This window comes from Streptomyces sp. NPDC002911, from assembly GCF_053591835.1.
Genome location: NZ_JBSFUO010000014.1, coordinates 1 through 14637, shown reverse-complemented (window position 1 = coordinate 14637; position 14637 = coordinate 1). Strand labels below are relative to the sequence as shown.

General features: G+C 70.6%; 13 protein-coding genes. 7 read left to right on the top strand and 6 right to left on the bottom strand.

Annotated elements, in window-relative coordinates; translation table 11 throughout:
* The first annotated feature begins 45 nt into the window (after window positions 1-45).
* The 4 genes from ACWD04_RS21615 (at window position 46) to mshC (ending at window position 3735) form a co-directional block, all read left to right on the top strand.
* Complete coding sequence (locus ACWD04_RS21615) at window positions 46-756, top strand: histidine phosphatase family protein (protein WP_451134256.1); 711 nt, start codon at window positions 46-48, stop codon at window positions 754-756.
* A 107-nt stretch (window positions 757-863) separates the two neighbouring features.
* Window positions 864-1454 carry a DUF3090 domain-containing protein gene (locus ACWD04_RS21610; protein ID WP_451134254.1) on the top strand — a complete coding sequence of 197 codons (591 nt, stop codon included), beginning with the start codon at window positions 864-866 and terminating at the stop codon, window positions 1452-1454.
* Complete coding sequence (locus ACWD04_RS21605) at window positions 1418-2284, top strand: SCO1664 family protein (protein WP_451134252.1); 867 nt, start codon at window positions 1418-1420, stop codon at window positions 2282-2284. The genes ACWD04_RS21610 and ACWD04_RS21605 overlap by 37 nt, the downstream gene beginning before the upstream one ends.
* A 221-nt stretch (window positions 2285-2505) precedes the next feature.
* Window positions 2506-3735, top strand: coding sequence for a cysteine--1-D-myo-inosityl 2-amino-2-deoxy-alpha-D-glucopyranoside ligase (mshC, locus tag ACWD04_RS21600; RefSeq protein WP_451134250.1), 1230 nt, complete (start codon window positions 2506-2508; stop codon window positions 3733-3735).
* Between the two features lie 95 nt (window positions 3736-3830).
* Here mshC and ACWD04_RS21595 read toward each other — a convergent pair whose 3' ends face one another.
* A complete protein-coding gene (locus ACWD04_RS21595; protein ID WP_451134248.1) occupies window positions 3831-4874 on the bottom strand; it encodes a PAC2 family protein in 1044 nt (347 codons plus the stop codon).
* Between the two features lie 230 nt (window positions 4875-5104).
* On the opposite strand from ACWD04_RS21595, the gene ACWD04_RS21590 reads away from it, so the two are divergent.
* Window positions 5105-6424 carry an L-fuconate dehydratase gene (locus tag ACWD04_RS21590; RefSeq protein WP_451134246.1) on the top strand — a complete coding sequence of 440 codons (1320 nt, stop codon included), beginning with the start codon at window positions 5105-5107 and terminating at the stop codon, window positions 6422-6424.
* Complete coding sequence (locus ACWD04_RS21585; RefSeq protein ID WP_451134244.1) at window positions 6421-7212, top strand: SDR family NAD(P)-dependent oxidoreductase; 792 nt, start codon at window positions 6421-6423, stop codon at window positions 7210-7212. The genes ACWD04_RS21590 and ACWD04_RS21585 overlap by 4 nt, the downstream gene beginning before the upstream one ends.
* On the opposite strand, the gene ACWD04_RS21580 is transcribed toward ACWD04_RS21585, so the two are convergent.
* The 5 genes from ACWD04_RS21580 to ACWD04_RS21560 all read right to left on the bottom strand — a co-directional run bounded on the left by ACWD04_RS21580 (window position 7201) and on the right by ACWD04_RS21560 (window position 13363).
* Complete coding sequence (locus tag ACWD04_RS21580) at window positions 7201-7872, bottom strand: FadR/GntR family transcriptional regulator (RefSeq protein ID WP_451134242.1); 672 nt, start codon at window positions 7870-7872, stop codon at window positions 7201-7203. The genes ACWD04_RS21585 and ACWD04_RS21580 overlap by 12 nt on opposite strands.
* Window positions 7873-8339: 467 nt before the next feature.
* Window positions 8340-9950 carry an FAD-dependent oxidoreductase gene (locus tag ACWD04_RS21575; protein WP_451134240.1) on the bottom strand — a complete coding sequence of 537 codons (1611 nt, stop codon included), beginning with the start codon at window positions 9948-9950 and terminating at the stop codon, window positions 8340-8342.
* A 12-nt stretch (window positions 9951-9962) separates the two neighbouring features.
* On the bottom strand, window positions 9963-11492 hold the full coding sequence (gene glpK / locus ACWD04_RS21570; protein WP_451134238.1) for a glycerol kinase GlpK: 1530 nt from the start codon (window positions 11490-11492) through the stop codon (window positions 9963-9965).
* Window positions 11493-11532: 40 nt separating this feature from the next.
* Entirely contained in the window at window positions 11533-12324 is a 792-nt protein-coding gene (locus tag ACWD04_RS21565) for an MIP/aquaporin family protein (protein WP_451134236.1), read from the bottom strand.
* Between the two features lie 274 nt (window positions 12325-12598).
* Entirely contained in the window at window positions 12599-13363 is a 765-nt protein-coding gene (locus ACWD04_RS21560; protein ID WP_451134234.1) for an IclR family transcriptional regulator, read from the bottom strand.
* 239 nt (window positions 13364-13602) lie between these two features.
* Between ACWD04_RS21560 and ACWD04_RS21555 the strand changes: the two genes are divergently transcribed.
* Window positions 13603-14637, top strand: a 1035-nt coding sequence (locus ACWD04_RS21555; RefSeq protein ID WP_451134232.1) for a homocysteine S-methyltransferase family protein, incomplete at its 3' end; no start/stop codon positions are given.

The following is a 14637-nucleotide window of genomic DNA, read 5'->3' as shown; positions in this document are numbered from 1 at the left end:
TTGTTCCCTGCCGGGAAGCGTTCACGCACCTCTACGCTGGCAGGTATGCCCACGCTCATCCTTGTACGTCACGGACGCTCGACCGCCAACACCTGCGGAGTGCTCGCGGGCCGGACCCCAGGTGTCTCCCTCGACGAACGCGGCGCCGAACAGGCCGCCGCACTTCCCGGCCGGCTGTCGGCGCTCCCGCTCGCGGCGGCTGTGAGCAGCCCGCTGCAGCGATGCCGCGAGACGCTCCAGCCGCTGCTCGACGCCCGCCCGGACCTCGCGCTGCACACCGAGGACCGGATCAGTGAATGCGACTACGGGGAGTGGTCGGGGCGCAAACTCGCCGAACTCTCCGACGAACCCCTGATGGAGGTCGTCCAGCAGCACCCCTCGGCCGCTGCCTTTCCCGGCGGTGAGTCCATCCGGGCCATGCAGGCGCGGGCCGTCGAAGCGGTGCGGGACTGGAACGCCCGCATCGAGGCGGAGCACGGCGAGGACGCGACGTATGTGATGTGCTCGCACGGCGACATCATCAAGTCGCTCGTCGCCGACGCGCTCGGCATGCATCTCGACCTCTTCCAGCGGATCCAGGCCGATCCGTGTTCCGTCACCGCGATCCGTTACACCCGGCTGCGCCCGTTCCTTCTCCGCCTCGGCGACACCGGCGACTTCGCGTCCCTGTCGCCGCGTGAACAGGCCATCGGGGCCGACGCGGCCGCGGTCACGGCAACGGATGCGGCCGTCGGGGGCGGCGCGGGGGCACCGTGATCGCTCCGGGCAGTAGGGTGGACGCGCCGTAGAGGCCCTGTGGGAGATCCCGCGGGGCCCCGGGGCCCCGCCCCCATCCGCCGTCACATTTTCAAGGGAGACAGGACGTGTCCCGTCAGGTGTTCCTCTACGACCCACCGGACCGTTTCGTGGCCGGTACGGTCGGGCTGCCTGGCCGCCGTACGTTTTTCCTGCAGGCATCCTCGCGGGGCCGGGTCACGAGTGTGGCCCTGGAGAAGACCCAGGTTTCCGCGCTGGCCGAACGGATCGACGAACTCCTCGACGAGGTGGTCCGGCGGACCGGCGGCAACTCACCGGTGCCCGCCGTGGCACCCATGGACGTCACCGACACCGCGCCGCTCGACATCCCCGTCGAGGAGGAGTTCAGGGTCGGCACGATGGCACTCGCCTGGGACGGCGAGGAACAGCGCATGATCGTCGAGGCGCAGGCTCTCGTCGAACTGGACGCCGACTCCGAGGACGACCTCGCGGAGGCCGAGGAGAAGCTTCTGCAGGACGAGGAGAACGGCCCGCCGATGCTGCGCGTCCGGCTGAGCGGTGCTCAGGCGCGGGCGTTCGCCAAACGCGCGCTGGACGTCGTGAACGCGGGCCGGCCGCCCTGCCCGCTGTGCAGCCTCCCTCTCGATCCGGAAGGACACGTATGCCCGCGCCAGAACGGATACCGTCGCGGGGCCTGACGGAGGACGGGCTGCGCACCCTGCTCGCCGAAGGGGAGCTCACGATCCTCGGCCAGGTCCGGGGCGCGTCGAACGCGGTACTGCACTGCACGGTCGCGCACGAGGGCGAGGAACGCCTCTGTGTCTACAAGCCGGTCGCCGGCGAGCAGCCACTGTGGGACTTCCCCGACGGCACGCTCGCCCAGCGCGAGGTGGCGGCGTACGAGATCTCCGAGGCCACCGGCTGGGGACTCGTACCGCCCACGGTCCTGCGGGAGGGCCCCTACGGCGAGGGGATGTGCCAGCTGTGGATCGAGGCGGAGCACGACGCCGACGACGCCGGTGCCGGCAGGCCCGCCGGCGGGCTGCCGCCGCTCCTCGCGCTCGTCGAGGGCGAGGAGCCGGGGGAGGGCTGGAAGGCCGTCGGTGTCGCCGAGGTGGGGGAGGGGAAGACGGCTCTGCTCGTGCACGCCGACGATCCCCGGCTGCGCAGGCTCGCGGTCCTGGACGCGGTGATCAACAACGGTGACCGCAAGGGCGGGCACCTGCTGCCCGCACCCGGCGGGCGGCTGTACGGCATCGACCACGGCGTGACCTTCAACGCCGACGACAAGCTGCGGACACTGCTTTGGGGATGGGCCGGCGAGCCGCTGACGGCGGAGGCCGCCGAGGTGCTCGACCGCCTGTCCGCCGGCCTGGAGCCGGGAGCGCTACTCGCCACCCGGTTGTCGGAACTGATCACCGCGGCGGAGATCGACGCCCTGCGCGGCCGTGTGGAGAACCTCCGCAAGACCGGCCGCCACCCCCGGCCGAGCGGCGACTGGCCACCGATCCCCTGGCCGCCTGTGTAACGGCCCCGGCCGCGGGCGCAGCACGCTCCCCGGACGTATATCGAGCCTGTCCGGCGACTGGAGACACCCCCGGCCGGGTTCGGGCCGTACGGGGCCCGGGCGACGCCCCGGTTCGGCAAGGGGCGGTTAGCGGGAGAACGCCCCGCGCGCAAGACCGCCTCTCCGGCCACGATCTGCCGTCCGGTTCGTATCCGGAAGCATCATCCGGTTACGCTCATGACATGCATGCCTGGCCCGCTTCTGAGGTCCCCGCCCTGCCTGGCAAGGGCCGCGACCTTCGGATCCACGACACCGCGACCGGCGGACGGATCACCCTTGACCCCGGTCCCGTCGCCCGCATATACGTCTGCGGCATCACGCCGTACGACGCGACCCATATGGGTCATGCGGCGACCTACAACGCGTTCGACCTCGTTCAGCGCGTGTGGCTCGACACCAAGCGGCAGGTTCACTACGTCCAGAACGTGACCGACGTGGATGATCCGCTGCTGGAGCGGGCCGTACGCGACGGCGAGGACTGGACCGAGCTCGCCGAGCGTGAGACGGCTCTTTTCCGGGAGGACATGACCGCCCTGCGTATGCTCCCCCCGAAGCACTACGTCGGGGCGGTCGAGGCGATACCCGGCATCGTCCCGCTCGTGGAACGACTCCGCGACGCGGGTGCCGCTTACGAACTCGACGGCGACGTGTACTTCTCCGTCGAGTGCGACCCGCACTTCGGCGAGGTCTCGGGCCTCGACGCCGAGGCCATGCGACTGCTCTCCGCCGAGCGCGGCGGGGACCCGGAGCGCCCCGGCAAGAAGAACCCGCTCGACCCGATGCTCTGGATGGCCGCCCGCGAGGGTGAGCCGAGCTGGGACGGCGGCACGCTCGGCCGTGGCAGGCCCGGCTGGCACATCGAGTGCGTCGCCATCGCGCTGGACCACCTGGGCATGACCTTCGACGTCCAGGGCGGCGGCTCCGACCTCGCCTTCCCGCACCACGAGATGGGCGCCTCGCACGCCCAGGCACTGACCGGCGAGCACCCCTTCGCCCGCGCCTACGTACACGCCGGCATGGTCGCCCTGAACGGCGAGAAGATGTCCAAGTCCAAGGGGAACCTCGTCTTCGTGTCGGCACTGCGCCGGGACGAGGTGGACCCCGCCGCGATCAGGCTCGCCCTGCTCGCGAACCACTACAGGTCCGACTGGGAGTGGACCGACCAGGTGCTCCAAGACGCCGTCGAGCGTCTCGCCCGGTGGCGTGCCGCCGTCTCCCGGCCCGACGGACTCTCCGCCGACGCCGTGGTCGAGGAGGTACGGGAGGCCCTGGCCGACGACCTGGACTCCCCGGCCGCACTCGCCGCCGTGGACCGCTGGGCCGCCCGGCAGAGCTCCGGCGGTGGCACGGACGAGGGCGCGCCCGGTGTCGTCTCACGCACCGTCGACGCCCTGCTGGGCGTCGCGCTGTAGCAACCCCGCAGGAAGCGCCGAACGGCCCCGGACTTCGCGAGAGACCGACGCGAAGTCCGGGGCCGTCTCACATCTGAGGCAAGGGAGGCGGGACGTCAGTCGTCCGAGGCGTCCTCGTCCGGTCCGGCGGGGGGCGGGTCCTCGGGTGAGGCGTCCCCGTCGGCATCCTTGGACCGGCCCTTCCCCTTCTCCGGACGCTGCGGCTTCGGTGGCCTCGTGCGACCGCTGGACGTGTCCCGCAGATACGGCACGTCACCGCTCTCCGTGGCGTGACCACCCGGCGCCTGGCCGGGCCCGCCGATGTCCCTGCGCCGCAGGTATCGCTCGAACTCACGGGCGATGGCCTCGCCGGACGCCTCGGGCAGCTCGGCGGTGTCCCGCGCCTCCTCCAGCGTCTGCACGTACTCCGCGACCTCGCTGTCCTCGGCGGCCAGCTGATCGACCCCGAGCTGCCAGGCGCGGGCGTCCTCGGGCAGCTCGCCCAGCGGGATCCGCAGCCCGAGCAGATCCTCGAGACGGTTCAGGAGCGCCAGCGTCGCCTTCGGGTTCGGCGGTTGCGACACATAGTGCGGCACCGCCGCCCACAGACTCACCGCGGGCACCCCCGCATGGGTGCAGGCCTCCTGGAGGATGCCCACGATGCCGGTCGGCCCCTCGTACCGGGTCTCCTCCAGATCCATGGTCCTCGCCAGTTCCGGATCCGAGGTGACCCCGCTGACGGGCACCGGCCTGGTGTGCGGGGTGTCGCCGAGCAGCGCCCCCAGGATGACGACCATCTCGACGCCCAGCTCATGGGCGAAGCCCAGGATCTCGTTGCAGTACGAACGCCAGCGCATGGAGGGTTCGATGCCACGGATCAGCACCAGGTCACGGGGCTTCTCGCCGCCCACCCGGACCACGGAGAGCCGCGTGGTGGGCCAGGTGATCTTGCGCGTCCCACCGTCCAGCCACACCGTCGGCCGGTTGACCTGGAAGTCGTAGTAGTCCTCGGCGTCGAGCGCCGCGAAGACCTCGCCCTTCCACTCCCGGTCCAGATGCGCGACCGCTGTGGAGGCGGCGTCACCGGCGTCGTTCCAGCCCTCGAACGCGGCCACCATGACCGGGTCGATCAGCTCGGGTACCCCCTCGAGCTCGATCACCCAGGCCTCCTTCCGAAGTTCCCTTGTGTACGGACCAACCTTACGGCTTCCGCCCCGTTCCGCCGCAGGCCGTTTGCGTGCGGAGGTGAAGCGTGCCACTCCTCTATTCATCCGAGCTGTCCCGATAGAAACTGATCAAACTTCATCCGAACCCTGGACTACGAGGCCCCCGGGGAGCTATACATCGGATGATCGCTGAGAGATCCGATGTTATTCCCCTGGGGGCGCACATGAGTCTGACCGTCCTGGATTTCGAGGTCGACGACATCCGGTTTCCCACCTCGGAACAGCTGGACGGCTCGGACGCCATGAACCCCGACCCGGACTACTCCGCGGCCTATGTCGTCCTGCGCACGGACGGTGAAGGCGAGGAGGGGCACGGTTTCTGCTTCACCATCGGCCGCGGCAACGATGTCATGGCCGCCGCCATCGAGACGCTCCGGTCCTACGTGGTGGGGCGCCCCGCCCCGCGTACCGCCGCGGACCTCGCCGCCCTGTACCGGGAGCTCACGCACGACTCCCAGTTGCGCTGGCTCGGCCCCGAGAAGGGCGTGATGCACATGGCGGCCGGGGCGGTCGTCAACGCGGCCTGGGACCTCGCGGCGAGACTGGCGGGGAAACCCGTCTGGCAGTTCCTCGCGGAGATGAGCCCGGAGGAGCTCGTCTCCCTGGTCGACTTCCGCTACCTCACGGACGCCCTCACCCCGCAGGAGGCACTCGACATCCTCCGCGCCGTGGAGCCGGGCCGTGCCGAGCGCACCGAGCGGCTGCTGGCCGAGGGCTATCCCGCGTACACCACCTCGCCCGGCTGGCTGGGGTACGACGACGACAAGCTCGTGCGTCTGGCCGAGGAGGCCGTCGCGGACGGCTTCACCCAGATCAAGCTGAAGGTCGGAGCCGACCTGGACGACGACGTCCGCAGGCTCGCGCTCGCCCGTGAGGCCGTCGGCCCCGGCATCCGGATCGCCGTCGACGCCAACCAGCGCTGGGACGTGGCAGGAGCGGTGGGGTGGATGAAGGCACTCGCCCCGTACGACCCGTACTGGATCGAGGAGCCGACCAGCCCCGACGACGTGCTCGGCCACGCCGCCGTGCGCGCCGGTCAGCCCGTCAAGGTCGCCACCGGCGAACACATCGCCAACCGGGTCGTGTTCAAACAGCTGCTCCAGGCCGGCGCCGTCGACTTCGTCCAGATCGACGCCGCACGAGTCGCGGGCGTCAACGAGAACCTCGCGGTCCTGCTGCTCGCCGCCAAGTACGGTGTCCCGGTCTGCCCCCACGCGGGAGGCGTCGGACTGTGCGAACTGGTCCAGCACCTCTCGATGTTCGACTACGTCGCGGTCTCCGGCAGCCGGGAGGACCGCGTCATCGAATACGTCGATCATCTCCACGAGCACTTCGTTGACCCGGCCGTGATCGCGGACGGCCGCTACGTCACCCCGCGCGCACCGGGCTTCTCCGCCCGGATGTTCCCCGCCTCGATCGCCGCGCACCGCTACCCGCAGGGCCCCGTGTGGCAGGCCCGACGGACCTACGAGGAGACCGAATGACGGCCGGTACGCAGGATTTCGAAGGACTGTCCGCCCTGGTGACAGGTGGTGCGTCCGGTATCGGGGCCGCCGTGGCGACCCTGCTGCTCGACCGCGGGGCGCGTGTCGCGGTGCTGGATCTCGATCCCGAGGGAGCTCCCGAGGGCGCGCTCGCTCTCGAGGCCGACGTCGCGGACGACGAGGCCGTACGGAACGCGGTCGACCGGGCCGCCGCAGAGCTGGGCGGCCTGCACACCCTGGTGTCCAACGCGGGGATCGGCTCGATCGGCACCGTCGAGGACAACCCCGACGCGGAATGGACCCGCGTACTGGACATCAATGTGCTCGGCATGGTCCGCACCGCCCGTCACGCGCTGCCCCACCTGCGCCGCGCCGCCGCCGGGCGGCCCGGGGCCGTGTCGATCACCCATACCTGCTCCATCGCCGCGACCGCCGGCATCCCGCAGCGCGCGCTCTACAGCGCGAGCAAGGGTGCCGTGCTCTCCCTCACCCTCGCGATGGCCGCCGACCACGTCCGCGAGGGGATCAGGGTCAACTGCGTCAATCCCGGTACCGCGGACACCCCCTGGATCGGCCGGCTGCTCGGGCAGGCCGAGGACCCGGAGGCGGAGCGCGCCGCACTCGACGCACGCCAGCCGCTGGGACGGCTGGTGTCCGCCGACGAGGTGGCCGCAGCCGTCGTCTACCTGGCCGGTCCGGCGGCCGCGTCCGTCACCGGCACCGCGCTCGCCGTCGACGGCGGGATGCAGGGGCTGCGCCTGCGGCCGGCCGCACCCTCACAAGGTTGAGCGGAGCCACTGCTCCACGCTGGCCACATGCACCGTCGCCCAGGACCGGGCCGCCTCGGCGTCCCGGTCCCGAAGGGCGGCAAGAATCGCCCGGTGCTCGCGCAGGGTGCGGCTGACCGCCTCCTCCTGGGTCAGCCCGCGCCACACCCTGGCCCTGGTGGTCGGGCCGGACAGGCCGTCCAGCAGGGAGCACAGCACCGAATTGCCGCAGGACCGGACGATGCCCCGGTGGAACTCCAGATCGCCCGCGACCAGCGCCTCCACCGAGGGTTCGGGACCCAGTGCGTCCAACTGGGCGCTCAGCGCGTCAAGTTCCCCTTCCGTGATGCGCAGCGCCGCCATCCCCGTGGCGGCCGGCTCCAGGATCCGGCGTACCGCGAAGAATTCCAGCACCGTGTCGTCGCGGTGGAAGTCCACCACGAAGCTGAGCGCCTCCAGGAGCAGTTGCGGATCGAGGCTGGTGACATAGGTGCCGTCGCCCTGACGGACGTCGAGGATCCGGATGAGCGACAGCGCGCGCACCGCCTCGCGCAGCGAGTTGCGCGACAGGCCCAGTTCGGCCGCGAGTTCGCTCTCCTTGGGGAGCCGGTCCCCCGGGGCCAGGGCACCTGAGACGATCATCCCCTTGATCTTCTCGATCGCTTCGTCGGTGACGGCCATGTGGGCCTCCTCGCGCACAAGACATCCGATGTATGGACCTCATTATGCGGCCCGCGGCAGGTACCGCGTCCCCGCCCGGTCACAGGCTCCGCGCACGCTCCACCAGGAGGCGGTGGAGCTCGCGTGCCGCAACGCGGTGCGGAACCCGGCCTGCGGCGCTGGAGCACCAGGAGAACCGCGGGCGCCGGCGTCGTCGAGTGACCGGCACACGCGTGCCGCTGCGCTCCAGTAGAGCGCCGACGACGCCGAAGTCGGGCAGCACGGTCGCGCCGAGGCCCTCCGCCACCATCAGCTTGCCCGGTGCATGACGTAACCGGAGCACATCACGAGGTCGCGACGGCCCGGAGTCCACCCCGGCCTGTGGGCGGCATCGGCCTGGTCCGCGGCGGCGCGGGCACCGCGCTCATCGGCACGGGCGCATGCGAAGGGGCGGCTCCACCCGGAGCCGCCCCTCGGAGTACGGACCGTCAGTGCCGGTTGCCGAGAACGTCCTCGACCTTGGCCCGGATGTCGTCCGTCGCCAGCCCCCGGATCGTCAGCGTCGTCCGGCGGCGCAGCACGTCGTCCGCCGTCTCGGCCCACTCACGGTCCCTCGCGTACGCCACCTGCGCCCAGATCTCCGGGGCGTCGGGGTGGATGCGCTCGGCCAGGGACCGGTCCTCGTTCGCCAGCCGTGCGATGTCGAAGGAGAGCGAGCCGTAGTGGGTCGCGAGGTGCCGGGCCGTGTCGGCGGCCATCCGCGGCCCTGGCGTACCGCCGTCGACCATCAGCCGGTGTGCGACGGCGTTCGGATTGGCGATACCGGGAAGCGGCACCTTCTTCGGCAGCCGGGCCATCGGCTCCATGTCCTCGGCGAGGGGGTGCCCGGGCAGTTCGGCCAGCTTGTTCATCACCGTACGGCCGATGTGGCGGAACGTCGTCCACTTGCCGCCCGCGACCGACAGCATCCCGCCCCGGCCCTCCGTCACGACCGTCTCCCGCTTGGCCTTGGACGTGTTGCCCGGACCGCCGGGCAGCACCCGCAGCCCCGCGAACGAGTACGTGATCAGGTCGCGGGACAACTGCTGGTCCCGGACGGAGAAAGCCGCCTCGTCCAGGATCTGCGCCGTGTCCTTCTCGGTGACCGCGACATCGGCCGGGTCGCCCTCGTACTCCTCGTCGGTCGTACCGAGCAGCAGCATGTCCTCCCAGGGCAGGGCGAACGTGATCCGGTACTTGTCGATCGGCGTCGCCAGTGCGGCCTTCCACGGGCGGGTGCGCTTGAGGACGAGGTGCGCGCCCTTGGACAGACGTATGGACGGCGCCGCGTTCGGGTCCTCCAGCTTCCGCAGGTGGTCGACCCACGGGCCGGTGGCGTTCAGCACGAGGCGTGCGTCGACGCCGAACTCCGTACCGTCCTGACGGTCCTCCAGCTCGGCGCCCGTGACCCGGCCCCTGGTGAAGCGCAGCCCGGTCACCGCGGCGTGGTTGAGGACGACGGCGCCCGCGTCCACGGCCGCGCGGACCGTCATCAGCGCCATCCGGGCGTCGTTCATCTGGTCGTCGCCGTAGACCGCGACGGCCTTGAGGTTGTCCGTACGCAGCTCGGGAACATCGCGCTGCGCCCGGGCCGGGCTGATCACGTGCCCGACGCCGTCGCCGAACGCGGACAGCGCCGAGTAGGCGAACACGCCCGCGCCGAGCTTGGCGGCGCCGTGCGGCCCGCCCTTGTAGACGGGCAGGTAGAAGGTGAGCGGGTTGGCCAGGTGCGGGGCGACCTGACGGGACACCGCGCGCCGCTCGAAGTGGTTCTCCGCGACCAGCTTCACCGCGCCGGTCTGGAGGTAGCGCAGACCGCCGTGGAGCAGCTTGGACGAGGCGGAGGAGGTAGCGCCGGCGAAGTCGCCGGCGTCCACCAGGGCCACCCGCAGTCCGGACTGCGCGGCGTGCCAGGCGGTGGAGATGCCCAGGATGCCGCCGCCGATCACCAGGAGGTCGTACGTCGCCTTGGAAAGCTGCTCCCGGGTCTCGGCACGGCTCGGGAGGGAGCCGGAGGCCGGATGCGTCCCGAGGGCGGGGACGCTCTGCAGGGTGGTCATGTCGATTGCTCCTCAGCTCTCTTCGTCCTCGATCCAGCCCATGGTCCGTTCGACGGCCTTGAGCCAGCTCTTGTACTCGCGGTCACGCGTGGCCGCGTCCATGCGGGGTGTCCACTCGGCGGCACGGCGCCAGTTGGCACGCAGCGCGTCGGTGTCCGGCCAGAAGCCGACGGCGAGGCCGGCGGCATAGGCGGCGCCGAGGCAGGTGGTCTCGGCGACCATGGGGCGCACCACGGGTGCGTCCAGGAAGTCGGAGAGCGTCTGCATCAGCAGGTTGTTGGAGGTCATGCCGCCGTCGACCTTGAGTGCGGTCAGCTCGACGCCGGAGTCCTTGGTCATGGCGTCGCTGATCTCGCGGGTCTGCCAGGCGGTGGCCTCGAGCACGGCCCGGGCGATGTGCGCCTTGGTCACGTAGCGGGTGAGACCCGCGATGACGCCGCGGGCGTCGGGGCGCCAGTACGGGGCGAACAGGCCGGAGAACGCGGGCACGAAGTACGCGCCGCCGTTGTCCTCGACCGACGAGGCCAGCGTCTCGATCTCGGCTGCGGACTTGATGAGGCCCATCTGGTCGCGCATCCACTGCACCAGCGAACCGGTGACGGCGATGGACCCCTCGAGGGCGTAGACCGGCTTCTGGTCGCCGATCTGGTAGCCGACGGTCGTCAGCAGTCCGTTGTACGAGTTCACCGGGGTGTGGCCGGTGTTCATCAGCATGAAGGTGCCGGTGCCGTAAGTGGACTTGGCCTCGCCCTGGGCGAAGCAGGTCTGGCCGAACAGCGCGGCCTGCTGGTCGCCGAGCGCGGAGGCGACCGGGACCCCGTCGAGGACGCCACCTGTGGCGGTGCCGTACACCTCGGCGGAGGACCGGATCTCCGGCAGGACGGCGGACGGGATGTTCAACGACTGGACGATCTTGTCGTCCCACTGCATCGTGTGGAGGTTCATCAGGAGCGTGCGCGAGGCGTTGGTGACGTCGGTGACGTGGACGCCGCCGTCGGTGCCGCCGGTCAGATTCCAGATGACCCAGGAGTCCATGGTGCCGAAGAGGATGTCGCCCCGCTCGGCGCGCTCCCGAAGCCCCTCGACGTTGTCGAGCAGCCAGCGGACCTTGGGTCCGGCGAAGTACGACGCGAGCGGCAGGCCCGTCTCGCGGCGGAAGCGGTCCTGGCCGACGTTGCGCCCGAGTTCCTTGCAGAGGGCGTCGGTGCGTGTGTCCTGCCAGACGAGGGCGTTGTGTACGGGCTCACCGGTGTTCTTGTCCCAGAGCAGGGTGGTCTCGCGCTGGTTGGTGATGCCGATCGCCTTGACGTCGGCGGAGGTGATGCTGGCCTTGACGATCGCCCCTGCGACGACTTCCTGGACGTTCTCCCAGATCTCGGTCGCGTCGTGCTCGACCCAGCCGGGCTTGGGGAAGATCTGCTCGTGCTCCTTCTGGTCGACGGAGACGATACGGCCGTCCTTGTCGAAGACGATGCAGCGGCTGGATGTGGTGCCCTGATCGATGGCCGCGATGAACGGGCCGGTGGTGTGTGCGTCGGTCACGGTTGGCTCCCGGAAGTCTGTGTCGTGTGGAGGATGTGGCTCAGGCGAAGGCGAGGTTGTAGAGCCCGCCGGCCAATGCGGCCCCGATGAGCGGTCCTACCACCGGTACCCAGGCGTAGCCCCAGTCCGACCCGCCCTTGTTCGGGAGTGGCAGCAGCGCGTGCACGATCCGCGGACCGAGGTCGCGCACCGGGTTGATCGCGTAGCCGGTCGGGCCGCCGAGCGACAGACCGATACCGACGACCACCAGTGCGGTGATCAGGGCGCCGAGCGCGCCGAGGCCGTTGCCCTCGTCGTTGAGGCCCTGGGTGAGGATCGCCAGGATCAGCACGAAGGTGGCGATGATCTCGGTGACCACGTTCTGCACCGCGTGCCGGATCTCAGGCCCCGTGGTGAAGATGCCGAGCACGGGGCCGGCCTTCGGCGCGGCCGACTGGTCGACCAGGCCCTCCTCGGCCGGCTGGTCCTTCACGATTTCGGGATCCGTGAGGTGCGCGTGGAACTGTCCGTAGTAGACGGCCCAGACGAGCACGGCACCGATCATCGCACCGAACAGTTCGGAGGCGAGGTACAGAGGCACATCGCTCCACGCGGTGCCCCCCTGGATCGCGAGGCCGATCGTGACCGCCGGATTGAGGTGGGCGCCGGAGACACCGGAGGCGATGTAGGCGCCTGTCAGCACGGCGAACCCCCACCCGAAGGTGATGGCCAGCCAGCCGGCGTTCTGCGCCTTGGAGCGCTTGAGCGTGACGGCGGCACAGACACCGCCGCCGAGCAGGATGAGTATGGCGGTACCGATGGTCTCGCCGATGAAGATGTCGGAGCTGGACACCCGCGACTCCTTTGTCCTTCGTCCAGGGGAAGGCGAAACACCGGGTCCCTCCGGTGGATCGCGACCCGAGGTGGGTACCTGTCCAGGACGGGCACATCACCTGTAGGGCTTGACCGGCCCTCGGCACTGTCACACCCTAACGCGTATTGCCGTTAGGTGTTCGGCAATGCCGACCGGTGAGCGGCCATGTTTCTCTCCAGCGGGGGGTGCGTCAAGAGGTGTGTGACGCGCGACTCGATCGTTACCGGCGTCGCGGGGGTGTGTCGGAGGGTGCTCAGAAGCGTCCGGCGCCCAGATCCCGTGAGACGGCGCGGGCGCAGTCCCGGACGGCCGCGACGAGCTCGGGCCGCAGCTCACCGCCGGCGCACACGCGCTCCACGGCGCCCGTCACGGCCACGGCGCCGACAGGCATCCTGCGCCGGTCGTGGATGGGGGCTGCCGCCGCCGCCACGCCCTCCCAGGTTTCCTCGACGTCGGCCGCCCAGCCCTGCGCCCGGATCAGGTCGAGCAGTGACTCGAACTCGTCCGCGTCCGTGACGGTGCGCGGCGTGAAGGACCGCCGCTCCACCTCGGTGACCTCGCTGTGCGCGACCGGGTCGTAGGCGGCGAGGACCTTGCCCAGGGCGGTGGAGTGCAGCGGCTGCATGGCGCCGACCTCGAGCACCTGACGGCTGTCGTCGGGCCGGAAGACGTGGTGGACGATCAGGACCCCGCGCTGGTGCAGCACGCCCAGGTGGACGCTCTCGCCGCTGGAGCGGGCGAGGTCGTCGGTCCACACCAGTGCGCGCGCGCGCAGCTCGTGCACGTCGAGATAGCTGTTGCCCAGCCGCAGCAGCTCGGCGCCGAGCTGGTAGCGCCCGGACGCGGCGTCCTGCTCGACGAAGCCCTCGTGCTGGAGGGTGCGCAGAATGCCGTGCGCGGTACCTTTGGCCAGGCCCAGTGACGACGAGATGTCGGACAGGCCGAGTCGGCGCTCGCCGCCTGCCAGCAGACGCAGCATCGCCGCTGCCCGCTCGAGCGACTGGATGTTCTTCGCCATCGCGCCGTACTCCTCCACCTCGGTTCGACAATGCTGAACACTATCGGTCGATGCCGACCTCTGTCCGGTGGCGCGAAGATTACGCGTCATTCGTGAGGGGGGCCGTTCACCGCACAGCATGCAGTCCGCCCCGTGGGACGCGATGACCGGCCCGGCCGCCTCCCGGCTACGCTGGCGGCGTGTCCCCCTCCACAGAGGGGCGCAAAGCCGACAGCCGTCGCATCCCAGGGAGAACATCCATGGCCTCGTCGCCGACCCCCTCAGCTGACAGCCGGAACCGAGCCGCAGCGCTCCGTGAGGCACTCGCCACCCGGGTGGTGGTGGCCGACGGTGCGATGGGCACCATGCTCCAGGCCCAGGACCCCACCCTCGAGGACTTCCAGAACCTCGAAGGCTGCAACGAGATCCTGAACGTCACCCGTCCCGACATCGTCCGCTCGGTGCACGAGGAGTACTTCGCGGTCGGCGTGGACTGCGTGGAGACGAACACCTTCGGAGCCAACGCCTCCGCCCTGGGCGAGTACGACATCCCCGGAAGGATCCACGAGCTCTCCGAGGCCGGCGCGGGCATCGCCCGCGAGGTCGCCGACCGGTTCACCGCATCCACCGGGCAGCAGCGCTGGGTGCTCGGCTCCATCGGCCCCGGCACGAAGCTGCCGACCCTGGGACACGCTCCGTACACGGTCCTGCGTGACGGCTTCCAGCAGAACGCCGAAGGGCTGATCGCCGGCGGTGCCGACGCGCTCATCATCGAGACCACGCAGGACCTCCTCCAGACCAAGGCAGCCGTGCTCGGTGCGCGGCGCGCGCTGGAGGCGATGGGCAGCGATCTCCTCGTGCTGTGCTCGCTGGCCTTCGAGACGACGGGGACCATGCTGCTCGGTTCCGAGATCGGCGCCGCGCTGACCGCGCTCGAACCGCTCGGTGTCGACATGATCGGCCTGAACTGCTCGACCGGCCCCGCGGAGATGAGCGAGCACCTGCGCTATCTCACGCGCCACTCCCGTATCCCGCTGCTCTGTATGCCGAACGCGGGGCTGCCGGTGCTCACCAAGGACGGGGCGCACTTCCCGCTGGACGCCGAGGGTCTTGCCGACGCCCAGGAGACCTTCGTACGGGAGTACGGGCTCTCGCTCGTGGGCGGCTGCTGCGGTACGACGCCGGAGCATCTGCGCCAGCTCGTCGAGCGTGTCCGCGGTGCGGAGCTCACCCCCCGTGCTCCGCGCCCGGAGCCGGGTGCGGCGTCGCTGTACCAGAGCGTTCCGTTCCGCCAG

Bases quoted from the DNA above. Each gene is read 5' to 3' on its own strand.
- ACWD04_RS21580 (WP_451134242.1), bottom strand. From the start codon at position 7,872: ATGGCCGTCACCGACGAAGCGATCGAGAAGATCAAGGGGATGATCGTC.
- ACWD04_RS21585 (WP_451134244.1), top strand. From the start codon at position 6,421: ATGACGGCCGGTACGCAGGATTTCGAAGGACTGTCCGCCCTGGTGACA.
- ACWD04_RS21575 (WP_451134240.1), bottom strand. From the start codon at position 9,950: ATGACCACCCTGCAGAGCGTCCCCGCCCTCGGGACGCATCCGGCCTCC.
- ACWD04_RS21605 (WP_451134252.1), top strand. From the start codon at position 1,418: ATGCCCGCGCCAGAACGGATACCGTCGCGGGGCCTGACGGAGGACGGG.
- ACWD04_RS21560 (WP_451134234.1), bottom strand. From the start codon at position 13,363: ATGGCGAAGAACATCCAGTCGCTCGAGCGGGCAGCGGCGATGCTGCGT.
- ACWD04_RS21590 (WP_451134246.1), top strand. From the start codon at position 5,105: ATGAGTCTGACCGTCCTGGATTTCGAGGTCGACGACATCCGGTTTCCC.
- ACWD04_RS21615 (WP_451134256.1), top strand. From the start codon at position 46: ATGCCCACGCTCATCCTTGTACGTCACGGACGCTCGACCGCCAACACC.
- mshC (WP_451134250.1), top strand. From the start codon at position 2,506: ATGCATGCCTGGCCCGCTTCTGAGGTCCCCGCCCTGCCTGGCAAGGGC.